This is a genomic window from Ruegeria sp. HKCCD7221, assembly GCF_013031225.1.
Lineage (GTDB): Bacteria > Pseudomonadota > Alphaproteobacteria > Rhodobacterales > Rhodobacteraceae > Ruegeria.
This window is the reverse complement of sequence record NZ_WPZE01000001.1, coordinates 368,320-389,312: the sequence shown is the minus strand read 5'-3', so window position 1 is coordinate 389,312 and position 20,993 is coordinate 368,320. Positions and strand designations below refer to the sequence as shown.

Below are 20,993 nucleotides of genomic sequence, written 5' to 3'. Positions count from 1 at the left end.
ACCCGCTAAGGCAGCGTTGAACGGGGCAACCCGGCATTAAAGAATTACGAGCGGAAAGGAACCCACGGGATGACACAGGCGCTGCGGCTTGGAATTGCGGGCTTGGGAACTGTCGGCGTGGGCGTCGTCAAGATCGTGCGCCGTCATGCGGACCTGTTGCAGGCGCGGACAGGCCGCCCTGTGGAAATCGTGGCAGTATCCGCGCGGGATGCGAGCAAGGACCGTGGCGTCAACCTGTCTGACTATGCTTGGGAAACCGACCCAGTCGCTTTGGCCAAACGCGATGATATCGACGTATTTGTCGAATTGATGGGCGGTGAGAATGGTCCCGCCAAAGCCTCGGTCGAGGCGGCGCTGACAAGTGGCAAGGACGTCGTCACCGCAAACAAGGCGCTGCTGGCAATCCATGGTCAGGAATTGGCGGAAAAGGCCGAGGCCGCTGGCCGAGTCATTCGTTTCGAAGCCGCCGTCGCAGGCGGTATTCCCGTCATCAAGTCCCTGACCGAAGGGCTTGCAGGCAACGAGATTACCCGCGTGATGGGGGTGATGAACGGCACCTGTAACTATATCCTGACGCGAATGCAGTCGCAGGAACTTGGCTATAACGCATTGTTCGAAGAATGCGCGCAGTTGGGATATCTTGAGGCCGACCCAAATCTAGACGTCGGCGGAATCGACGCCGCACACAAGCTGGCCCTGCTGTCCTCAATCGCTTTTGGCACCAAGCCCAATTTCGACGGGATCGAGATCGAAGGCATCCAGCAAATCAGCCTCGATGACATTCATCAGGCGGATGATATGGGATACCGGATCAAGCTGCTGGGCGTCGCACAACGAACCGCGCGCGGGCTGGAACAGCGGATGCAGCCCTGTCTGGTACCCAGCGGTTCACCTTTGGGACAGCTCGAAGGCGGAACGAACATGGTCGTGATCGAAGGCGACGCAGTGGAACAGGTTGTTCTGCGCGGCCCCGGCGCAGGCGAAGGGCCCACGGCCAGCGCTGTGATGGGTGATGTCTGCGATCTGGCACGCGGACTGCAAATTCCGACGTTTGGGCGCCCAGCTACATCGCTTCAGGATGCAGCCCCGGCGATCACGGGCCTGCCAGCCCCCTATTATCTGCGTCTTGCGTTGTTCGATAAACCCGGTGCGTTGGCAAAAGTTGCCGCAATTCTGGGTGATGCAGGTGTGTCGATCGATCGGATGCGCCAATACGGGCATTCCGAAAGCACCGCGCCGGTATTGATCGTTACGCACAAGACAACGCGTGCCACGCTCGACGTTGCGCTGGATGGCTTCCGCGAGACAGACGTTGTTGCCGGAGAGCCTGTCGCCCTGCGGATCGAAGAGGTTTGACCCTTGCGGCCTGCCCAAAACGCAGGCTATGCCCAAAACAACGCCGATACTGAGTTAAGGATACTGAAAAATGAGTGCTGCCAAGATTGATTTCAACGACCGCCTGCTGTCATTGGGCCTAGCGCGGGTGGCAGAACAGGCCGCACTCGCGTCGGCATCTCTGGTGGGTCGCGGGGACGAAAAGGCTGCGGATCAGGCTGCTGTGAACGCCATGCGTGAACAGTTGAACCTGCTGGACATCGCAGGTGTCGTTGTCATTGGTGAGGGCGAGCGTGACGAAGCACCAATGCTGTATATCGGTGAAGAGGTTGGCACCGGCAACGGCCCCGGCGTTGATATCGCGCTGGACCCGCTGGAAGGCACCACGCTAACCGCCAAGGACATGCCCAACGCGCTGACTGTAATCGCAATGGGTCCGCGCGGTTCGATGCTGCACGCACCTGACGTCTACATGGACAAGCTTGCCGTTGGGCCCGGCTTCCCCGAAGGTGTCGTCAGCCTGGACATGAGCCCGCGTGAACGGGTTGAAGCGTTGGCCAAGGCCAAGGGGTGTGAACCCGCCGACATCACCGTCTGCATTCTTGAGCGCCCCCGGCACGAGGCCATGATCGCCGAGGTGCGCGAGACCGGCGCGTCCATCCGTCTGATCACCGATGGTGACGTTGCGGGCGTGATGCACTGTGCCGAAAGCGAAGTGACCGGCATCGACATGTATATGGGTCAAGGCGGCGCGCCCGAGGGTGTGCTGGCTGCGGCTGCCTTGAAATGCATGGGCGGTCAGATTTTTGGCCGCCTTCTGTTCCGCAACGATGACGAACGCGGACGAGCGGCCAAGGCGGGTATCACCGATCTGGACCGTGTCTATGCGCGCGATGAGATGGTGACAGCGGACGTCATCTTTGCCGCGACTGGCGTGACCGGAGGATCGCTGTTGCCGCGCATCAAACGCGAGCCAGGCTGGGTTGAGACCACCACCCTGCTGATGCGGTCGAAAACCGGGTCGGTTCGGCGCATGTCCTACCGCACGCCAATGTGGTCGCACGACAACGCGTAACCGCGTGCGCAAGTCGATCCATACAATAACAAAGGCCGGGTCCGCGAGGGTCCGGCCTTGGCATATCAGGGGCAGGTCATGAGCTTTCTAGGGGTTGAACAGTCTTTGTCCGGGCGGCGCTGGGTCGGCCCTTCGGCAGATGTGGAACGCGCGACCGAGATGCTGGTGCAACAAGCGGGCCTGCCGCGTGCGGTCTGTCAGGTTTTGGCCCGGCGCGGCGTTCCGGCGATGGAGGTCACCGGATTTCTGGACCCCAAGCTGAAAGAATTATTGCCCGATCCCCGCGCGATGAAAGACATGGAAGCCGCCGCGACCCGGTTTCTGGCGGCGGTACGCGCCAAACAGCGAATTGCCGTCTTTGCCGATTACGACGTGGATGGCGGCAGCTCGGCCGCTTTGTTGCTGGTCTGGCTGCGGCAGATGGGGCTTCAGGCAACGCTCTATGTCCCCGACCGGATTGCTGAAGGCTACGGCCCCAACGGACCTGCCATGCAGGACCTGGCCGCCCGTCACGACCTGATCATCTGCGTCGATTGCGGCACCCTCAGCCATGAACCGATAGCGGCTGCCAAGGGTGCGGATGTGATCGTTCTGGATCACCATTTGGGGGGCGAGACCCTGCCTGACTGCGTGGCCGTGGTGAACCCGAACCGGCAGGATGAAAGCGGCGATCTTGGCTATCTTTGTGCGGCGGGCGTAGTGTTCCTGATGCTGGTCGAAGCGGGGCGGCAACTGCGTGAGGCCGGGGTAACGGGGCCAGACCTGATCTCACTGTTGGATCTGGTGGCGCTGGCGACGGTTGCCGATGTGGCTCCTCTGATCGGGGCGAACCGGGCGCTGGTACGGCAGGGGTTGAAGGTGATGGCCCAGCGGCAGCGGCCCGGTCTGGTGGCCCTGTCGGATGTGGCACGGATGGATTCTGCCCCCAACAGCTATCACTTGGGGTTCCTGCTTGGGCCACGTGTGAATGCCGGTGGGCGAATTGGTCAGGCCGATCTGGGCGCGCGGCTACTTAGCACCGAGTCGCAGCACGAAGCCGAAGCGCTGTCCCAGCGACTTGATGAACTGAACACCGAGCGCCGCGACATCGAAAACGCCGTGCGCGTAGCCGCCATGGAACAAGCTGAAGAACGCGGCTTAGATGCACCCTTGGTCTGGGCAGCAGGTGAGGGCTGGCATCCGGGCGTCGTCGGCATCGTCGCCTCGCGCCTGAAAGAGGCCGCGAACAGCCCTGCTATCGTGATCGGCTTTGACGGGGATGAGGGCAAAGGCTCGGGCCGTTCTGTCGCGGGCGTTGATCTGGGTGCGTCGATTCAGCGACTGGCTGCCGAGGGGCTGCTGGTCAAAGGCGGCGGGCACAAGATGGCCGCCGGTCTGACCGTGATGCGCGATCAGTTGGAACCGGCCATGGCGCGGCTGTCTGAACTTCTGGCCAAACAAGGCGCGGGCGACAGCGGCCCGGCGGACCTGAAACTGGACGGCACATTGATGCCGGGCGCAGCCACAGTGGACCTTATCGAACAGATCGAAAAGGCAGGTCCATTTGGGGCAAGTGCCCCTGCCCCACGGTATGCCCTGCCTGATCTACAAGTGCGCTTTGCCAAACGAGTGGGCGAATCTCATCTCAAACTTTCGCTGTCCGATGGCGTAGGCGCCGGGTTGGACGCCATCGCGTTCGGAGCATTCGACGGGCCGATGGGCGAAAAGCTGTCCAACCATGGCGGCGCGCGGTTCCATTTCGCCGGCAGGCTTGAGGTCAACACATGGGGCGGACGGCAATCTGTGCAGCTTCGGCTGGAGGATGCAGCCGAGGCCAATTAGGCCAGCACCCGGCCCCGCCAAAAAACTTTCACATCCCTGCATTTTTCGGCTTGCGGGGGTGATAGGTAAACCGTAAAAGGCGCTCCACAAGCTAACGTGGCCCGTTCGTCTATCGGTTAGGACGCCAGGTTTTCAACCTGGAAAGAGGGGTTCGATTCCCCTACGGGCTACCACTTGTGCTTGTATCGCCTAAATGGCCCGTTCGTCTATCGGTTAGGACGCCAGGTTTTCAACCTGGAAAGAGGGGTTCGATTCCCCTACGGGCTACCATTTTTCTATTTAAAATCAATAACTTAATAAAAATACTTTGCTTGAAAACGTTCTCCCTTAAGCTGTTAATTGAAATTGACAAGACAACCTTGGGAACTTACCAATCCGATTGTCAGCCGTGTAAGTAGAGCAGGTTAGCCTGTAGACTGCACTACTCGACTTGGTGTTTCTGGTTGTGCTTCTCAGGCCTCGGCCAGAAACACCAATTTCATTTCGCATATTGGCAGTTTCCTACCCCTTCAATTCGATACTTGATTGAGAACAAAAACTGGCTAGCTGTCCTGTTCTGACCGCGACTTCCACGTTTCAATTAGAAAGAGTGCCATCGAGCCTGCAAGGTTAACAGCAAGCGCGGCATGTCTGGGTGCAGGTCTTACTTTCTTTCTACCACCACCATGCGCATCACTGACTTTATTACGAAGCTGCCCAAGATTTTCGACAACTGACTGGCAACCGCCAAGAATCTTCTTTAACGCATCTTCAGAATGCTGCGACGGTGCAATACGCAATTCTTTTGCTACCGAGCTATAAAGTTTCGGCAAGTCCCATCTGTCTTGATACTCTACGTTTGCATCCTCAAGAATGTGTTTACAAACTTCTTCTAGTAATGACCTCGAAGCCGTAATCGCTCCTTCTGGGTCTGCCGCCCTTCTATCCAGCGCCTTTTGCCATGCGAGGCTGACTCCATCCGCATCGTAAGACTGAACACCTATGGTAAGAAGCCTGTCTGTCCTTGATCGCCCAAATTCTAAAAATTCTAAGATCGGCGAAAAAGTGTCGTTTATCATCTTTCGGCGCGCGGCGTACGCGCCGCTTCCCTCATGGAAGTCTTTCAAGTGTGCCCATAAACTACCGCTGTCTCGGCACACTCTTATGTAAATTGGGATCAGTTCACGCGTTTCTGGGTCATCACAGAGTTCCGCCCTGATGGACCTGTATGCGGGCTCTTCCAAACCTCCGCCAGTTCCTAGTACTTCCACCATGTTCTTTAAGTAAAGAGTTCGTTCAAACAGGTTGTCGGGCAAATCATCCATGCAAGTCGGGCAAATCATCCATGCAAATAGAACTCAATATGACGTTTCTGGAACTTTACAAACCTGCATCCGGTTAGCCAAGCGGTGCAAGAAGTTCAACGCAGTTAACGACAATAAGGCTGGCTAACCTCCGTGTAAGCGATTGATAAATTGTGTTTTTTATAATTCCCTACGGGCTACCATTTCCCTTACACTCCGAATTTTTCGCGACACAAATCTTCTATCTGACCCCAAGTCGATTTGAATTCCGGCGTGTTTTCAGCCGCATAGTGGAAGTTCTTCATCAATCCCGTCAGCTGCGTAAAGACCTGTCGAACCTCGGCTTTATCGGCGAATTCGGCAGTGGATTGTGTCACGCCGTAGACCAGCTTGAAAGTCATCTTCTGCCTATCAAGCGGTACGGTCGCATCCACTTTATCGAACGCATCTTGTTGCAGATAGACCATGTCCACGAACAAGGCCTTTTGCTGGGTGACGAAATCCTCGATCGTAACGCCCTCTTCGCCCGTCACCTGCATCATCTGGTCGACCTGTTCGCCCTTTTCGATCAACGCCAGAAGATCACGAACCTTGCTGGTCCAACCCGCCTCTGCGTTCTTGTCATACCAATCGGACAACTGGTCCAGATAGCGCGACCAACTGAGCATCGGATCGACCGCAGGGTAAAACCGTTTATACGCACGTTCGGAAGACAGACCGAGAAAACACTTAACCGTGGACAAGGTCGATTGCGTGACCGGTTCGTCAAAGTTGCCTCCGGCGGGTGAGACCGTTCCAATCAGGGTCAGGCTGCCCAGCGCGCCGTCATTAGTTTTCAATGCGCCCGCGCGTTCGTACAACCCCTTGATCGAGCTTTCCAGATAGGCCGGAAACCCTTCTTCTCCGGGGATTTCTTCCAACTTGCCCGAGGTCTCTCGCATGGCCTGCGCCCAGCGGCTTGTGCTGTCGGCGATCAGCAGAACATCGTACCCCATCTGGCGATAGTACTCGCCCAGCGTGATGCCGGTGAAAATCGACGCCTCACGCGCCGCAACGGGCATCGAGGACGTGTTGCAGATTATGATCGTCCGGTCCATGAGGCTACCACCCGAGGTCGGGTCAGTCATCTTTGGAAATTCGCTAATGGTTTCAACCACCTCGCCCGCGCGCTCTCCGCAGGCGACGACGATGACGATGTCTACCTTGGCGTTTCGCGCGATCAGGTTCTGCAACACTGTCTTACCGGCACCAAACGGCCCCGGAATACAGGCTGTTCCACCCCGGGCAATGGGAAAGAACGTGTCGATCAGGCGCTGAGATGTCAGGACCGGTTCGGTTGGATAAAGCCTTTCGGACAGCGCGCGTTTCAGAACCCCTTCGGGCAATGGACGTCGCACCGGCCATTTCTGTGAAAGGGTCAGAGTATGCTCTCCGCCCTGTTCGTCCTCAAGCCGCGCCACGATATCGTGGATCGTGGCCGCGCCCTTCTGGACCCAGACAACCTTATAGTCGCCGACCCAGTTGAACGGCAGCATGATTTTGTGTTCGAACCTGCCCTCGGGCACCGTTCCGATACTGTCGCCTGATCGAACACTATCACCAACTTTGACGGACGGTGAAAACGACCACTTTGCCTGATCGTCCAACGGGGCCACATCCGCACCGCGCGGCAGGAAAGTGCCAAACTCAGCCGCGACTTTCGGCAAAGGGGACTGCAGACCGTCAAACACCTGACCCAACAATCCCGGCCCAAGTTCGACCGACAGCAACTGCCCCGATTGCTCGACCGGATCACCCACCGCAACGCCATCCGTGCTTTCATAGACCTGCACGTCCGCTGTTTTCCCACGCACACGCAGAACTTCGGCCTTCAGGCGTTCCTGTCGACCTCCGGGCCCAAGGCGAGTCGGCAGGATAAACACCACCTCGTTTTTGACCAACTGTCCGGGGTGACCTTCTGCGTCCTGTTTTGCTTCGATCTGAACCAGCCCTTCCTGGACCGAGACAACACGGGCGGTGGCTGTTTGGATAGCGGGGGTTGGGGCGGTCATGGGTAAGCTCCCTCAAAGTCGATATCAGCGGCGTCGGCCATGGCCTGTTGCGCCAGTTTTTCAAATCGTGCCGCCGCCTCCTGCGCGCTGCTTTGCGCCCAACGGTCGAAAATATTCCAGATCAGCACATAGATCGCCACGGCCTCAAAATCGAAAAGATGTCGTGCGGCGTGGCGCTTTAACTGCTTGTGACTAATCGACAAAAAAAGCCTTTCCAGCCCCAGTGGATCGTTGGATTCCAGCAATTGACGCGCGTCTTTGATCCAAGGCATTGCCGCATCCAACCCGAAACCGGGGTCATTCCAATGGGCAGGGATATGGCGGCTCCATCGTCCAAACCCCAAAGGCGTCGCAGGCGGTGGTTCCCCTCGATGCCGAAGTCGCAACGCGGCAACTACGGTGCGCAAGTCCATCCGTTCGATAAGCAACTTTTTCAATGTCGGTTGCGGGATGTTATCCAGTGCCTTCCTGCAGCGCGCAATCGCTTGATCGTCCGTGACATCCATGTCGTAATCGTTCCAGTTCAGAGCGTGCTCCAACACGCGCAGAACCCGGGCATCTTCGGGTGCCAGCGCCTTCAACCGTAGATCCAGCCGCAGTCGCGACAGAGGCGGCTGCTTGGCCACAAACAACCGCTCCGAGCCCGGCAAACTGCTGATCAGCGCGATATAGGCGTCCGGGTCCGACATGTCAGCGGATCACGCCTTCCAGCACGGCGCGGAATCTGGGTTGCAGATGCTCCATCAACAGCGAGGCCACGGCTTTGTCGGTGAGGTCCAGAACAACGCCCTGCTCCTCGGCCTGAATGCGAATGCCATCCTGGGTATCGTCTGACGCGTGCAGCTCGACTTGTTCCCGCAGCATTTCGGCGGTCAAACCCAGCACATACTTGGTCAATTTACCAGACTGGATATCGTCGGCGTTCTGCTTGATATCTTCCTGAGTGGCCACTTTCGCGGGCAGGATCACCTGCACTTTACCATCCAGCTTGGCACCTGCTGCGGCCCGCCCAACAACCTCAAGGATCATCTGTTTCAGCATCTCGGGATCAGCCATTTCCTTGGTGACAAGGCGCTCGACATCCTTGCGGAAACGGTCGGTCAGGCCAGCTTTCATCGTCAAAACGGCATCGCGCATCGCGGTATTCAGCGCCTCTTCTCCAGCCGCGCGGTAATTGTCCGAGTCGGCGCGGGCTTTCTTCTGATGCGCCTCAGCCTCGTGCTTGGCATCTGCAAGGATCTTGGCGGCCTCAGCCTTGGCCTCGGCGCGTAGCTTCTCGGCCTCGGCCTGACCTGCGGCAACGCCGTCATTTCGCAGCTTGTCGATCAGGGCATCAACACCATGAGAAATCATTCCATCCTGTGCCATCAGCTAATCCCCGCGCTGATGACCAAGGCAAATACGAAGGCGAAAACGCCAAACCCTTCGATGATCGCCGCCGGAGCAAGCGCCAAGCCGAAGATTTCTGGTTTCTCTTTTGTTGCATTGATCGCCGCGGCGCAGGCCCGTCCTTGCCAGATGCCGCAATACATCAGCGCAATGCCCGATAGGATGCCGATCCCGAACAACCCGCCCGCATTTTCGGGCGTCACATCGCGGTTCAGGGTAAACATGATGACAATCCCATAGATCACCATCGTTGACGGAAATGCCGAGACACCGACGAACCGACCATAGCCGCCTTCGGTTTCAGTCATCGCGCCGATGCTGGCCTGCCCAGCGATTGCGCACCCAATGGCACTTGCCGCCGCGCCCAACGCCATTGGCGCGTAAATACCCAGCCAACCCAATGTCAATACAAGCTCATTCATTCCTGTACCTCCTTGCGGGCGAACGGGCGAAAGACGATGCCTTCATCCGGCAGACCCCATTTAAAGAATTCGATATAATTGAGACGCAAACCGTGAACGACACCGCTCATCATCGCGAGGGCGAAGTTCAGAATATGACCGACGATCAGGATCAACAGCCCGAACAAAATGCCCGGCCCCTTCATCGCCTGCATCACCGAAACCGCCAGATCATTGAACGTGATCGCAAGCGACGCCGAGGCCAGACCCAGCGCAAACAGACGCATATAGCTCAGCACATCGCCAAATGCCCCCATCGCACCAGCAAGGCTTTGCAGCCCATCTATCAGCCGCCACAGCCAGTCGATTGGTTTACGCACCACCCGCTCGCTTGAAAACAGGACAATGGCCAGAACACCCGCAGCCAATACAATCGAGCCCGGCAGCATCGTCCCACCCTTCATATAGCTGAGCCACAGAATAAACCCGCCAATCAAGGCTCCGATCCAGCCAAGGTTTGCAACGGCCCTCCGCTGCCCCCACGCCGCGCGCGCGGCCAAAGCATTTGCTAACACCAGATGCAATACGCCCACTACGATCGAGATCATCATCATCGCACCAAAGTTGTTGAGGTCCAGTATCTTGAGCTTAGCCCAAACCGTGCCGTCGGCTGGTGATGCACCAAAATAGCTGCCGACCAGCACACCGTAGATGATCGTAGCGCCGGAAATAATTATTCCATATCGGCGCCAAGACCTTTCGCGCGGCGTTTTTCCCATCCGTTTCCAGAATGCCAAAAGACCCAGCAGAATGACCGCTCCGTAACCTGCATCCGCCACGATCATGGCAAAGAAAAACGCGAATGAGGCCGCGACGATGATACTCGGGTCCCAGTCCTTGTACCCCGGCACCTGATAGAACAACGCAAGATCAACGGCCGCGCTTCGGTCCTCCGGTTGCTCCAGCAGAGTCGGTGGATTGTCATCCGGCCCCGGTTCTTCAATCAGAACAGCGGCATCTTTGGATTTGGCCATGTCCAGAACCGCTTCGATACGGTCCTCGGGCACCCAGCCCTGCAAGGCGAACATCGCCTCTGCGTCGCGGACCTTCTGGGTCGCATGAGCCAGTTCCGCGGCGCTTTCTGCTGCCGACAAGTTACGGCGCATCAGGGTCAGATAACGTGTTTGGGCAACCCGTTCAGCCTCCAACGCCTCAATCGCGATCTCGGCTTCTTCCAGTTGCGCTTCCAATTCGTGAATCGGCAAAGAACCGGTATGCGTACGCGGCACCGGCAGGATATCATCGCCCGGATCATCGGGCGCGATCAGAACGGCGTAAATGTACCGATGGTCCTCCTGCAAAATCGCCCAGGGCAGATTGATGTTTGACAATGCATCGCGATGTTTCAGGGGAAGCTGATAGAACCATAGCCGATTACCCGCCGGCACATCGGTCGGCGGAAAATCCAGGTCCCCCCAAGGGCGAACCTGCGCGATCCGGTAGGTCAGAAAATCCCGGCGATCCGTCATATCGCGGGTGCGCTGCATCAGGTCCAACACGTCACGCACGAACTGATCCATATCGAACACCGGATCACGCTGTATCTGTCGGCGCGGCTCTGGCACATCCGTCAAAAAGCGCAGCGCCTTATACGCATTGCGCGCGCCGCGCTCGCTGATCTTTTCCGGCTCGGATGGCGGAGGCGCAAGCGGCAGCACATGCATACAGCCTAGCTCCTGCAACGCCTCCAGCGTATCGCCCTTCCGCGCGGCAGGTCCGACGAGGGACAGTTTCTTCAGCCGCGCAACGCTCATGTCAGCGCTTCCTGCGCATGTTTGCGCTTGGAGATTTTCGAGCGCACAACCGCCTGCATCTGTTCATCACTTAGAAAGATGCGGATTTTCTTGATATTGGCCTTGGCGCGCGGGATCAGAACCTTTTCGAACAGGTTAACCCGCTGCGTGATCGTGGCCACGGCCTTGTCAAAGATGCGCACCCGTTCCTCGGCGACTTTAACGCGCAACCGCGCCTCAATCATGTCATGCAACAGGCCGGCAGCGGCATCGACCCAATGCGGTTTCGCCAACACCGAATAGGGCCGCACAGCAACTTCGATCCGGTCTAGGTCGGGCATCTTGACGCCGACCACGTTGACCTCTTTCAACCTATAATCCTTCAGCTCAACAAGCCCGTCCAGATCGACCCCTTGCTGCGCCAACATCGGCAGTTTTTCCCCGACCTGCTGCGCCAGATTATGCACCTCTTGCTGCAAGCGTTGGACGTCTTCGCGGGCTTTGGCACGTTCCGCCATCAACTGCTGGCGTTTGAGGTCCAGCGACGGCAGGAACCGCTCATAGCTTTTCAGCTGGGTCTGCTGGCGGGCCAGCGACGATTTATTCAGCTGCAACCGCGCCATCGACATCCTTTGGGTAATACTTGTCGACCAAGGCCTGCTTCATCAGCAACTGATCAGGCTGGAAACACTCGGCCAGCGTCTTCCACCCCAGATTCAGCGCGTCCTCAAGCGGGATCGAGACGTTGATATCCATGAACCGCTTGCGAAACAGCGCGCCGAATTTCAGCAATTGGTGATCGTAATCCGACAGATCAAACGCCATCGCCTGTTTCTGCGCGGCGTCTCGGCTTTCGGAATAGAACCGGATCATCGTATTCATGATCTGCCCGTGATCCTCGCGCGTGGTCTTGCCGATCACGTTCTGCTTGAGGCGCGACAGGCTGCCAAACGGATCAATCACCCCCGAATGCAGGTAAAACTGCCCCTCAGTGATATAGCCCGTGTTATCTGGCACCGGATGGGTTACGTCATTGCCGGGCATTGTCGTCACGGTCAGCACCGTGACCGAGCCGCCCTTGGCGTAATCACACGCTTTCTCATACCGCCGCGCGAGTTGGGAATAGAGATCTCCCATATAACCGCGCTGCGACGGCACGCGTTCCTGACTGATCCCCACCTCTTTCATTGCATCGGCATAGGCGGTCATGTCGGTCAACAGAACCAACACGCGCTTGCCTTCCTCAACCGCGAATTTCTCGGCCACCGCCAGCGCCATATCTGGCACCAACAGCCGTTCCACCAGCGGGTCCATCGCCTGATTGACGAACATCACCGTTCGCGAGAACACGCCCGCATCCTCGAACGAGGTCCGGAAGGTGTGGTAATCGTCAAAGATCAGCCCCAACCCGCCAAAGACCACGATATCGGCATCAGCCTGAATACCGATCCGACTGAGGAACGCATTGAACGGCTCGCCCGAGACCGAAAAGATAGGGATTTTCTGGCTTTCGACTAGTGTGTTGAACACGTCGATCATCGGCACGTCGGTGCGGATCATCTTGTTGGGCACAGCCCGCTCCGAGGGGTTCACCGTTGGCCCACCAATGTCGATCCGCGGCTCGGAGGACAGGTTCGGCCCACCGTCGATCGCCACCCCTGCCCCGTCAAAGACGCGGCCCAGAATGTTGGCCGAATAGGGCGTCTGCATCGGGTGGCCCAGAAAGGTCGCGGTTGCCTCGGTCGATATACCCTTGGTGCCGGAAAACACCTGTAGGGTCACAACATCGCGGTCGATGAAAATCGCCTGCGCCAGCGTCTTGTGCCCGTCCACCGTTTCGATCACGGCCAGGTCGTTGAACCGAACCGCCGCATCGGCTTCGCCGTCCAGCGGGACCCTGACCTTGATCGTGTCCCCGACAATTTCCAGAACACGAGTGTACTTCAAAAGACTTTGGGACATCGTCGAACCTCAGTCGTCTAAAAGAAATAGCGATTTCTCTGGACAAGATATCCGCTCGAAACCAGCGAAATCACGATCAGCTTACAAAGAATCAAGGACTTGGCAAGGAAAGATAAACCTGAGGACCGAATGAGGCGCGCTTTAATCCGCGGCCTCCTCAGATTGCGCAACAACGATGCGTTTCCAATGCAAAACAATAACTTACCGAGAAATTATGCCATTTACTAAAAAATTAGTTTGACAGCTAAGCGCGAAATCGCTGATGCTGTTCGTCATCCGGTCAATACCGGAACTCATAATCTTTGGGAGGAGACAGATGCGGAGACATCTACTTTCCGCAGTGGCGGCGGCTGCCGTCATTGCGGGGCACGGCCCTGCTTGGGCTGACGAAGCCGCAGCACAACGTTGGATTGATGACGAATTCCAGCCATCAACGCTGTCGAAAGACGAGCAGATGGGTGAGATGAAGTGGTTCATCGAAGCTGCACAGCCCTATGCCGGCATGGAAATCAACGTCCTGTCAGAGGGTATCCCAACCCATTCCTATGAATCCGAGGTTCTGACCAAGGCGTTCGAGGAAATCACCGGCATCAAGGTCAACCACCAGATCCTCGGTGAGGGTGAGGTGGTTCAGGCTGTTCAAACTCAGATGCAAACCGGACGTAACCTGTATGACGGCTATGTCAACGACAGTGATCTGATCGGCACCCACTCGCGTCTGCAACTGGCCTATCCGCTGACAGACATGATGGAAGGCGACTGGGCGGCGACAACTTCGCCGACACTGGATCTGGATGACTTCATGGGCATTCAGTTCACCACCGGTCCCGATGGTAAGTTGTACCAATTGCCTGACCAGCAGTTCGCCAACCTTTACTGGTTCCGCAAGGACTGGTTCGACGACGAAGCAAACAAGGCGGCCTTCAAAGAAAAGTACGGCTACGACCTGGGCGTTCCGGTCAACTGGTCGGCATACGAAGACATCGCCGAATTCTTCACCAACGACGTGAAAGAAATCGACGGCGTCGCGATCTATGGCCACATGGATTACGGCAAGCGTGCGCCTGACCTTGGCTGGCGTATGACCGACGCATGGCTGTCAATGGCCGGTGCCGGTGACGTGGGCGAGCCTAACGGTGTTCCGGTCGACGAATGGGGCATCCGCATGGAAGCGGGCACTTGTAATCCTGTTGGTGCGTCCGTTTCGCGCGGTGGTGCCGCAAACGGCCCGGCTGCGGTCTATGCGATCCGCAAGTGGGACGAATGGCTGCGGAACTATGCGCCTCCGGGTGCGGCGTCTTATGACTTCTACCAGTCGTTGCCCGCGCTCAGCCAAGGCAACGTGGCACAGCAGATCTTCTGGTACACCGCCTTTACCGCCGACATGGTGAAGCCGAAATCCGAAGGCAACAACACCGTGGATGACGAGGGCACGCCGTTGTGGCGGATGGCCCCCAGCCCGCATGGCCCCTATTGGGAAGACGGCCAGAAGGTTGGCTATCAGGACGTGGGGTCGTGGACCTTCCTGAAATCGACCCCCGAAGATCGTGCTCAGGCGGCTTGGCTTTACGCTCAGTTCGTGACGTCGAAGACTGTTGATGTGAAGAAGTCCCATGTGGGTCTGACCTTCATCCGCGACAGCTCGGTCAACCACGAGTCGTTCACCGAACGTGCACCCAAGCTGGGTGGTCTGGTCGAGTTCTACCGCTCGCCTGACCGTGTGGCATGGTCGCCGACCGGCATCAACGTGCCGGACTATCCGAAGCTGGCCCAAATCTGGTGGCAGCAGATCGGTGATGTGAACTCGGGCGCGTTCACTCCGCAAGAGGCGATGGACCGTCTGGCCGAGGAAATGGACATCACCATGGCCCGGATGCAGGCTGCGGATGAAAGCGCCGGTGTCTACGGCGGCTGTGGTCCGCGTCTGAACGAACCGCAAGATCCTGCCTTCTGGTTGGAGAAAGCCGGTTCGCCAAAGGCCAAGTTGGAAAACGAAAAGCCGCAAGGCCAGACTGTCAACTATGACGAGCTGGTGGCGCGCTGGCAGGCCAACTAAGCCAATGAAACCGGGGATGCCGTGCGCGGCATCCCCACACCAAGACCAGTGCACCGCACTGAAGGACCGGAACCCACGGACATGATCGAACTTCAAGACGCCACCAAACGGGTTGGCAACGTCATCCACATCAAGCCCACAAACCTGACGCTTCAGACCGGCCATTTCAATGTGCTGTTGGGCGCGACGGGATCAGGCAAGACCTCTCTGATCAAGATGATGGCCGGGCTGGACCCGATCGCCTCTGGCAAAGTGCTGATGGACGGGCAGAACGTGACCCGGCTGAACACGCAAAAACGGCAGATCAGCCTCGTCCACCAGTTCTTCGTGAACTACCCGCATATGACTGTATTCGACAACATCGCCTCGCCGCTGCGCGTGGCGGGCATGGCGAAATCCGAGATCGAGGGCCGCGTGGAAGAGGCAGCCGATCTGCTGCAACTGCGCCCTATGTTGCACCGCCGCCCGCATGAGCTGTCGGGCGGCCAGCAGCAACGTACTGCGCTGGCCCGCGCAATTGCCAAGGAAAGCCGCGCGGTGTTTCTGGACGAACCGCTGGCCAACCTCGACTACAAATTGCGCGAAGAACTGCGCGAGCAGTTGCCCGATCTGTTCGCCGGGCGCGGGGCCGTGGTGGTCTATGCGACCTCAGAACCCGAAGAGGCGTTGCTGCTGGGCGGCTACACCGCCCTGATGGAAGATGGACGTGTGACGCAGTTCGGCCCGACCGCAGATATTTATCGCAACCCCGAAAACATCGCGGCTGCGCGCGTCTTTTCAGACCCGCCGATCAACGTGGCGCGCATCACCGTATCAGGCACGCAGGCGCAGCTTGCAGGTGGTGGAGGCTGGGCAGTCTCGGACATGGCCGATGGCGAATACATGGTCGCCGTCCGCCCGCACCGGGTGACCCCATTCCGCACATCTGACATCGATGTAGAACTGACGGGCCGCGTGATCGTGACCGAGCTTTCGGGCTCGGATTCCAGTGCGCATTTCCAACATGGGGACGACGCCTGGGTGTCATTGGCGGCAGGTGTGCACCCTTATCAGGTTGGCGAAGACCATAGTTTCTACATGAATCCAGCGCATTGCCGGTACTTCAGCCAAGACGGAAAAAGGGTTGTCTAATGGCTCAGATCAAGCTTTCAAACCTTAGGCACAGCTATATGCCGGCCCCGAAAGGTCCCGAGGACTATGCACTGAAGGAAATCGACGTGACGTGGCGCGATGGCGGGGCCTATGCGCTGTTGGGTCCGTCGGGTTGCGGCAAGTCAACTTTGCTGAACATCATCTCGGGCCTGTTGACCCCGTCCGAGGGTCAGATTCTGTTCGATGGTCAGGACGTCACCGCCCTGCCCCCCGATCAGCGCAACATCGCGCAGGTGTTCCAGTTCCCGGTGATCTACGACACGATGACCGTGGGCGAAAATTTGGCCTTTCCGCTGAAGAACCGGGGAGTCGATCCTGCAACCATCAAGCGCCGCGTCGATGAGATTGCCGAGATGTTGGACGTCACCGATATGCTGAACACCCGCGCCAGTGGCCTCAGCCCGGACAACAAGCAGAAAATCTCGATGGGGCGCGGGTTGGTGCGCGATGACGTGAACGCGGTGATGTTCGACGAGCCGCTGACCGTTATTGACCCGCACCTGAAGTGGAAACTTCGGTCCAAGCTGAAAGAGCTGCACCAGCGCGTCAAAGCAACGATGATCTACGTGACCCACGACCAGACCGAGGCGCTGACCTTTGCCGACGAAGTGGTAGTGATGCAGGAAGGCGAAGTTGTGCAGATTGGCACGCCGGTTGAACTGTTCGAGCGGCCTCAGCATACGTTTGTGGGTCATTTTATCGGATCGCCCGGCATGAACGTTCTGCCGTGTGAGGCCAAAGGCGACCGTGCCGTTTTCGAGGGTCATGAGGTGATGCTGGAAGGCCCCACTCACGGCGACGGAGGTCGCACCGATCTGGGCATTCGCCCCGAATATGTGGGTTTTGGCGACACCGGTATCCCGGCCCATGTGACCAAGGTGGCTGATATCGGCCGCCACTATGTGGTCAGCGCCATGGTCGGCAATACGGCCCTGAAAGCGGTGACGGAACACAGTGTGCCCGAGCCGGGATCAGAGGTCTTTCTGCAATTCAAACCAGAACAATCCCGCGTCTACCGCGGCGGCTGGATCGCAACCGAGGAGCGGTCGCAATGAGAACGGAAAACCAAAAAGCGTGGTTCTTTGTCCTGCCCGTGCTGGCACTGGTCGCATTCAACGCGCTGGTGCCGATGATGACGGTAGTCAACTATTCGGTGCAGGAAACCTTTGGCAACAACCAGTTTTTCTGGGAAGGGCTGGGCTGGTTCGAACAAATCCTGCGTTCGGACCGGTTCCAAGCGGCCCTCGGTCGGCAGTTCCTCTTTACCTTCCTGATCCTGCTGATCGAGGTGCCCTTGGGCATCATCGTGGCCCTGTCCATGCCCCGCAAAGGGTTCTGGGTCCCGGTCTGTCTGGTGCTGATGGCCCTGCCGATGCTGATCCCGTGGAACGTGGTTGGCTCGATGTGGAACATCTTCACCCTGCCGAAAATCGGCCTGATGGGATATTTCCTGAATGACGTTCTGGGCATCAACTATGACATGACCCAACAGCCGCTGTCGGCCTGGATCACGGTCATAGTCATGGATGTCTGGCACTGGACTTCGCTGGTGGTGTTGCTGTGTTATGCGGGTCTCGTGTCGATCCCGGATGCCTATTACCAAGCTGCCAAGATCGACGGAGCCAGCCCGTGGTCGGTGTTCCGCTATATCCAGCTTCCCAAGATGAAAACCGTTCTGACCATCGCCGTCCTGCTGCGCTTTATGGACAGTTTCAACATCTATACCGAGCCCTTCGTTCTGACTGGAGGCGGCCCCGGCAATTCGACCACCTTACTGTCGATCGACCTTGTGAAGATCGCGTTGGGACAGTTTGACCTTGGCCCTGCAGCTGCGATGAGCCTGATCTATTTCGCCATCACGCTGCTGGTCTCATGGCTCTTCTACACTCTGATGACAAAGGATGACGCGCAATGAAGAAGCGGTCCCTTATCCCGATCCTGTATATCGCGTTCCTGATGCTGCCGATCTATTGGCTAGTGGCGATGTCCTTCAAGACCACGAACGAGATCCTGTCGGGCTTTTCCCTGTTTCCGCAGACCTTTACGCTGGACAATTACATCACGATCTTTACGGATCCGACGTGGTACTGGGGGTACATCAACTCAATCACCTATGTGACCCTTAACACAGTACTTTCGGTCTGCGTTGCCCTGCCCGCGGCCTATGCGTTCTCGCGCTATCGGTTCCTGGGGGACAAGCAATTGTTCTTCTGGCTGTTGACCAACCGCATGGCTCCGGCAGCCGTGTTCGCGCTGCCCTTCTTTCAGCTTTATTCGTCGATCCACCTGTTCGACACCTATCTGGCTGTGGCGCTGGCACATACGCTGTTTAACGTGCCGCTGGCGGTGTGGATTCTGGAAGGTTTCATGCGCGGCATCCCCAAGGAACTGGACGAAACCGCCTATGTCGATGGCTATTCCTTCCCGCGTTTCTTCGTGACGATCTTTCTGCCCAACATCAAAGCGGGCGTGGGTGTGGCGGCGTTCTTCTGCTTCATGTTCTCGTGGGTCGAGATGCTGTTGGCCAAGACGCTTACGGCGGTTGAGGCCAAACCCATCGCCGCTGTGATGACCCGCACCGCCTCCAGCGCTGGGTATGAACTTGGCCTGCTGGCAGCCGCCGGGACGCTCACCATTATCCCCGGCGCCATCGTCATCTGGTTTGTCCGCAACTACATCGCGCGCGGGTTCGCGATGGGCCGTGTGTGAGGTTCGATATGCGTAAACTACTACTTACCCTCCCCTTCCTGCCTTCAACGGCCTTCGCCCAAGCCAAAGCCGGTTGGGGCAATGTCGGACAGGAAGAAGAGAAAGGTTTTTCCTGGACGGATCCCCTTTGGCCCGATTTTTGGATGGCATGGACACCGGCCACACTGGCCGTGTTTGTTGGCATCTTCTCAGCTATTGCTTTGATCGGCGTCCTCGAAGCCACCAAGTTCCGCGACGGGATCGAACGGCGCGGCGTTCTGGGCCTGACGACCACACTGGGCGATCGTCTGTTTATCACCCTATTGGGATCGGCCTACATCTTTCTTGCCTGGCTGGGGTTCGTGGGACAGCCCGTCTGGACACCGCTGTTCCTGTCAATCGGCTGGGGTATTTTCGTCTTCTGGAAAGTTTGAGCTTTGCGAAACAGCGAAAGGATGCTTGTCTGTCAGGCATACTAAAAAATGCGACACGAAAGACCGATGCGAAAGAAAAAAACAACAAACCTGCTGACCGAAGTAGAGCTCGAGTTCATGAATGAGCTTTGGGCACTTGGTCAGGGCTCGGTCCGTGACGTGCTTGATCGTCTGCCTGCTGAACGCAATCTCGCTTATACATCCGGCGCTACCATCCTGCGTATTCTCGACGAAAAAGGCTTTGTCGAAAGCCGCAAGGACGGAAAGACGCTGATCTATACGCCGCTTCTGGAGAAAGACAGATATCAGGCCCGGTCGTTGCAGAACCTGTCACGAACTTTGTTCGACGACACACCTGCCACACTTGTCGCGCGTCTGGTGGACGACGCCGGCCTTAGCGAAGCCGATCTAGAGGAAATTCGGGCATTGGTAGAAAGGAGACTGCAAAATGACGGCGGTTAAACCGGTTCTCGATGCCTATCTCGAACTGAACCTTGTACTTGTTCTGGCAGCATTTGTTTGGTTGGCGGTCAGAGCTGCCCTTGCAAAGACGCCTTTGCAACATGGGTTTGTAATCCAGCTTCGTGCGCTTAAGGCGCTGTGCCTGTGCGTTGTTCTCAGTCCTGTGCTTGCCCTTGGCGTTTTCGCACTGGCCGCTCAGACATCGGCCCGCGGTGTTGTCGCGATCGGCGATATCGCTGTCGCCGCTTATCTGCGAGGCGATATTGCCATGCCAGCCACTCAGTTTGAGGCGCTGCTCAACACACGTCAGCGCTGGGGCGATCTGGTCTTCTCGGGCGAGTATCCGGTTGTGTCTGCTGTGCTTGTCCTTCTTGCAATCATATCGGTGGGGTACGCGGTTCGGATTGCGTATGACGCTTTGGCGATACGCAACACGATCAACAGCAGCTATCTATGGCGGCGTTCTGCCAAGGTAGATATCCGGCTATCTGATCGCATCGCCGTACCTTTTGCGGTGCGCGGTCTGCGCCGACGCCATGTAGTCTTGCCCAGCCATCTTCTTGATACCCCGCGCGAATTGCGCTTTGCACTGGCACATGAGTTGCAGCACGTGCGCGCCGGAGATGTTGAGTGGGAACTGGGTTTTGAATTGATGCGCCCGCTCCTGTTCTGGAACCCGGCCTATGTTGTTTTGAAATACCAGTTTGACCGGCTCCGCGAACTTGCTTGCGACCAATCCGTTGTTGCCCGCAGGGGTATCAATGCGCGTGACTATACAACCTGTCTATTGGACTATTGCGCCAGAAACGTTGTTCAAGGAAGCCCACGCGTCTTGAACGTAGCCTTGGTAACGGGAGGCAAGGCAAAACGAGTGCTGCGTCAACGGGTAATCGCCTTGGCCGAAGCACCCTCGGTTCAATCTTCCATGCCGCTTCTGTTTCTCGGCCTGACGATCGCGTTTACGATGGTGCTTGGATTGGCCGCAGCCTCGGTGCGTCAGGCAGATGATTGGAGCCACGACCGCATCATGCTGTCCACTGTGGTGAACCTTGAAAGGTTGGAAGCGCGCAGAAGTCAGACCGACTGACCTT

At 57.6% G+C, this 20,993-nt stretch carries 19 protein-coding genes and 2 tRNA genes; 13 read left to right on the top strand and 8 right to left on the bottom strand.

Features of this window, described 5'->3' with window-relative positions:
* Positions 1 to 69: 69 nt before the first annotated feature.
* The 5 genes from GOX73_RS01920 to GOX73_RS01900 all read left to right on the top strand — a co-directional run bounded on the left by GOX73_RS01920 (position 70) and on the right by GOX73_RS01900 (position 4,501).
* Positions 70 to 1,356, top strand: a complete 1,287-nt coding sequence (locus GOX73_RS01920) for a homoserine dehydrogenase (protein WP_171120958.1) — start codon at positions 70 to 72, stop codon at positions 1,354 to 1,356.
* 70 nt (positions 1,357 to 1,426) lie between these two features.
* Positions 1,427 to 2,410 carry a class II fructose-bisphosphatase gene (gene glpX / locus GOX73_RS01915; RefSeq protein ID WP_171120956.1) on the top strand — a complete coding sequence of 328 codons (984 nt, stop codon included), beginning with the start codon at positions 1,427 to 1,429 and terminating at the stop codon, positions 2,408 to 2,410.
* A gap of 78 nt (positions 2,411 to 2,488) precedes the next feature.
* Complete coding sequence (gene recJ, locus GOX73_RS01910; RefSeq protein WP_171122732.1) at positions 2,489 to 4,231, top strand: single-stranded-DNA-specific exonuclease RecJ; 1,743 nt, start codon at positions 2,489 to 2,491, stop codon at positions 4,229 to 4,231.
* 98 nt (positions 4,232 to 4,329) lie between these two features.
* Positions 4,330 to 4,404: transfer RNA gene (locus GOX73_RS01905), tRNA-Glu, on the top strand.
* A gap of 22 nt (positions 4,405 to 4,426) precedes the next feature.
* Positions 4,427 to 4,501, top strand: a tRNA-Glu gene (locus tag GOX73_RS01900).
* A gap of 272 nt (positions 4,502 to 4,773) precedes the next feature.
* Here GOX73_RS01900 and GOX73_RS01895 read toward each other — a convergent pair.
* The 8 genes from GOX73_RS01895 to GOX73_RS01860 all read right to left on the bottom strand — a co-directional run bounded on the left by GOX73_RS01895 (position 4,774) and on the right by GOX73_RS01860 (position 13,110).
* Positions 4,774 to 5,535, bottom strand: coding sequence for an abortive infection family protein (locus GOX73_RS01895; protein ID WP_217350992.1), 762 nt, complete (start codon positions 5,533 to 5,535; stop codon positions 4,774 to 4,776).
* 188 nt (positions 5,536 to 5,723) lie between these two features.
* A complete protein-coding gene (locus tag GOX73_RS01890) occupies positions 5,724 to 7,565 on the bottom strand; it encodes a V-type ATP synthase subunit A (protein ID WP_171122728.1) in 1,842 nt (613 codons plus the stop codon).
* A complete protein-coding gene (locus GOX73_RS01885; RefSeq protein WP_171134764.1) occupies positions 7,562 to 8,254 on the bottom strand; it encodes a hypothetical protein in 693 nt (230 codons plus the stop codon). Before GOX73_RS01885 ends, GOX73_RS01890 begins: the two co-directional genes overlap by 4 nt.
* A 1-nt stretch (position 8,255) precedes the next feature.
* Positions 8,256 to 8,933 (bottom strand): hypothetical protein, encoded by a 678-nt coding sequence (locus tag GOX73_RS01880; RefSeq protein ID WP_171120950.1) that lies wholly within the window; start codon positions 8,931 to 8,933, stop codon positions 8,256 to 8,258.
* Complete coding sequence (locus GOX73_RS01875; protein ID WP_170422131.1) at positions 8,933 to 9,376, bottom strand: ATP synthase subunit C; 444 nt, start codon at positions 9,374 to 9,376, stop codon at positions 8,933 to 8,935. The genes GOX73_RS01880 and GOX73_RS01875 overlap by 1 nt, the downstream gene beginning before the upstream one ends.
* Complete coding sequence (locus GOX73_RS01870) at positions 9,373 to 11,169, bottom strand: V-type ATP synthase subunit I (protein ID WP_171134763.1); 1,797 nt, start codon at positions 11,167 to 11,169, stop codon at positions 9,373 to 9,375. The genes GOX73_RS01875 and GOX73_RS01870 overlap by 4 nt, the downstream gene beginning before the upstream one ends.
* Entirely contained in the window at positions 11,166 to 11,771 is a 606-nt protein-coding gene (locus GOX73_RS01865; protein ID WP_171122722.1) for a V-type ATP synthase subunit D, read from the bottom strand. Before GOX73_RS01865 ends, GOX73_RS01870 begins: the two co-directional genes overlap by 4 nt.
* Positions 11,749 to 13,110, bottom strand: coding sequence for a V-type ATP synthase subunit B (locus GOX73_RS01860; protein ID WP_171122719.1), 1,362 nt, complete (start codon positions 13,108 to 13,110; stop codon positions 11,749 to 11,751). The genes GOX73_RS01865 and GOX73_RS01860 overlap by 23 nt, the downstream gene beginning before the upstream one ends.
* 316 nt (positions 13,111 to 13,426) lie before the next feature.
* Here GOX73_RS01860 and GOX73_RS01855 point away from each other — a divergent pair, with 316 nt between their 5' ends.
* The 8 genes from GOX73_RS01855 to GOX73_RS01820 all read left to right on the top strand — a co-directional run bounded on the left by GOX73_RS01855 (position 13,427) and on the right by GOX73_RS01820 (position 20,989).
* On the top strand, positions 13,427 to 15,166 hold the full coding sequence (locus GOX73_RS01855) for an ABC transporter substrate-binding protein (RefSeq protein ID WP_171122718.1): 1,740 nt from the start codon (positions 13,427 to 13,429) through the stop codon (positions 15,164 to 15,166).
* A gap of 81 nt (positions 15,167 to 15,247) precedes the next feature.
* On the top strand, positions 15,248 to 16,297 hold the full coding sequence (locus tag GOX73_RS01850) for an ABC transporter ATP-binding protein (RefSeq protein ID WP_171120941.1): 1,050 nt from the start codon (positions 15,248 to 15,250) through the stop codon (positions 16,295 to 16,297).
* A complete protein-coding gene (locus tag GOX73_RS01845) occupies positions 16,297 to 17,373 on the top strand; it encodes an ABC transporter ATP-binding protein (protein ID WP_171122716.1) in 1,077 nt (358 codons plus the stop codon). Before GOX73_RS01850 ends, GOX73_RS01845 begins: the two co-directional genes overlap by 1 nt.
* Entirely contained in the window at positions 17,370 to 18,233 is an 864-nt protein-coding gene (locus GOX73_RS01840; protein ID WP_170383538.1) for a carbohydrate ABC transporter permease, read from the top strand. The genes GOX73_RS01845 and GOX73_RS01840 overlap by 4 nt, the downstream gene beginning before the upstream one ends.
* Positions 18,230 to 19,027, top strand: a complete 798-nt coding sequence (locus GOX73_RS01835; RefSeq protein ID WP_170410573.1) for a carbohydrate ABC transporter permease — start codon at positions 18,230 to 18,232, stop codon at positions 19,025 to 19,027. Before GOX73_RS01840 ends, GOX73_RS01835 begins: the two co-directional genes overlap by 4 nt.
* 8 nt (positions 19,028 to 19,035) lie before the next feature.
* Positions 19,036 to 19,440 (top strand): DUF2160 domain-containing protein, encoded by a 405-nt coding sequence (locus tag GOX73_RS01830; RefSeq protein ID WP_171122714.1) that lies wholly within the window; start codon positions 19,036 to 19,038, stop codon positions 19,438 to 19,440.
* Positions 19,441 to 19,506: 66 nt separating this feature from the next.
* Positions 19,507 to 19,902, top strand: coding sequence for a BlaI/MecI/CopY family transcriptional regulator (locus GOX73_RS01825; protein ID WP_171120934.1), 396 nt, complete (start codon positions 19,507 to 19,509; stop codon positions 19,900 to 19,902).
* Positions 19,889 to 20,989 (top strand): M56 family metallopeptidase, encoded by a 1,101-nt coding sequence (locus GOX73_RS01820; protein ID WP_171122712.1) that lies wholly within the window; start codon positions 19,889 to 19,891, stop codon positions 20,987 to 20,989. The genes GOX73_RS01825 and GOX73_RS01820 overlap by 14 nt, the downstream gene beginning before the upstream one ends.
* Positions 20,990 to 20,993: the final 4 nt, after the last annotated feature.

Excerpts from the sequence above, each read along its gene's own strand:
- GOX73_RS01920 (WP_171120958.1), top strand. The coding sequence starts at position 70 with ATGACACAGGCGCTGCGGCTTGGAATTGCGGGCTTGGGAACTGTCGGC.
- glpX (WP_171120956.1), top strand. The coding sequence starts at position 1,427 with ATGAGTGCTGCCAAGATTGATTTCAACGACCGCCTGCTGTCATTGGGC.
- recJ (WP_171122732.1), top strand. The coding sequence starts at position 2,489 with ATGAGCTTTCTAGGGGTTGAACAGTCTTTGTCCGGGCGGCGCTGGGTC.
- GOX73_RS01895 (WP_217350992.1), bottom strand. The coding sequence starts at position 5,535 with ATGGATGATTTGCCCGACAACCTGTTTGAACGAACTCTTTACTTAAAG.
- GOX73_RS01890 (WP_171122728.1), bottom strand. The coding sequence starts at position 7,565 with ATGACCGCCCCAACCCCCGCTATCCAAACAGCCACCGCCCGTGTTGTC.
- GOX73_RS01885 (WP_171134764.1), bottom strand. The coding sequence starts at position 8,254 with ATGTCGGACCCGGACGCCTATATCGCGCTGATCAGCAGTTTGCCGGGC.
- GOX73_RS01880 (WP_171120950.1), bottom strand. The coding sequence starts at position 8,933 with ATGGCACAGGATGGAATGATTTCTCATGGTGTTGATGCCCTGATCGAC.
- GOX73_RS01875 (WP_170422131.1), bottom strand. The coding sequence starts at position 9,376 with ATGAATGAGCTTGTATTGACATTGGGTTGGCTGGGTATTTACGCGCCA.
- GOX73_RS01870 (WP_171134763.1), bottom strand. The coding sequence starts at position 11,169 with ATGAGCGTTGCGCGGCTGAAGAAACTGTCCCTCGTCGGACCTGCCGCG.
- GOX73_RS01865 (WP_171122722.1), bottom strand. The coding sequence starts at position 11,771 with ATGGCGCGGTTGCAGCTGAATAAATCGTCGCTGGCCCGCCAGCAGACC.
- GOX73_RS01860 (WP_171122719.1), bottom strand. The coding sequence starts at position 13,110 with ATGTCCCAAAGTCTTTTGAAGTACACTCGTGTTCTGGAAATTGTCGGG.
- GOX73_RS01855 (WP_171122718.1), top strand. The coding sequence starts at position 13,427 with ATGCGGAGACATCTACTTTCCGCAGTGGCGGCGGCTGCCGTCATTGCG.
- GOX73_RS01850 (WP_171120941.1), top strand. The coding sequence starts at position 15,248 with ATGATCGAACTTCAAGACGCCACCAAACGGGTTGGCAACGTCATCCAC.
- GOX73_RS01845 (WP_171122716.1), top strand. The coding sequence starts at position 16,297 with ATGGCTCAGATCAAGCTTTCAAACCTTAGGCACAGCTATATGCCGGCC.
- GOX73_RS01840 (WP_170383538.1), top strand. The coding sequence starts at position 17,370 with ATGAGAACGGAAAACCAAAAAGCGTGGTTCTTTGTCCTGCCCGTGCTG.
- GOX73_RS01835 (WP_170410573.1), top strand. The coding sequence starts at position 18,230 with ATGAAGAAGCGGTCCCTTATCCCGATCCTGTATATCGCGTTCCTGATG.
- GOX73_RS01830 (WP_171122714.1), top strand. The coding sequence starts at position 19,036 with ATGCGTAAACTACTACTTACCCTCCCCTTCCTGCCTTCAACGGCCTTC.
- GOX73_RS01825 (WP_171120934.1), top strand. The coding sequence starts at position 19,507 with ATGCGAAAGAAAAAAACAACAAACCTGCTGACCGAAGTAGAGCTCGAG.
- GOX73_RS01820 (WP_171122712.1), top strand. The coding sequence starts at position 19,889 with ATGACGGCGGTTAAACCGGTTCTCGATGCCTATCTCGAACTGAACCTT.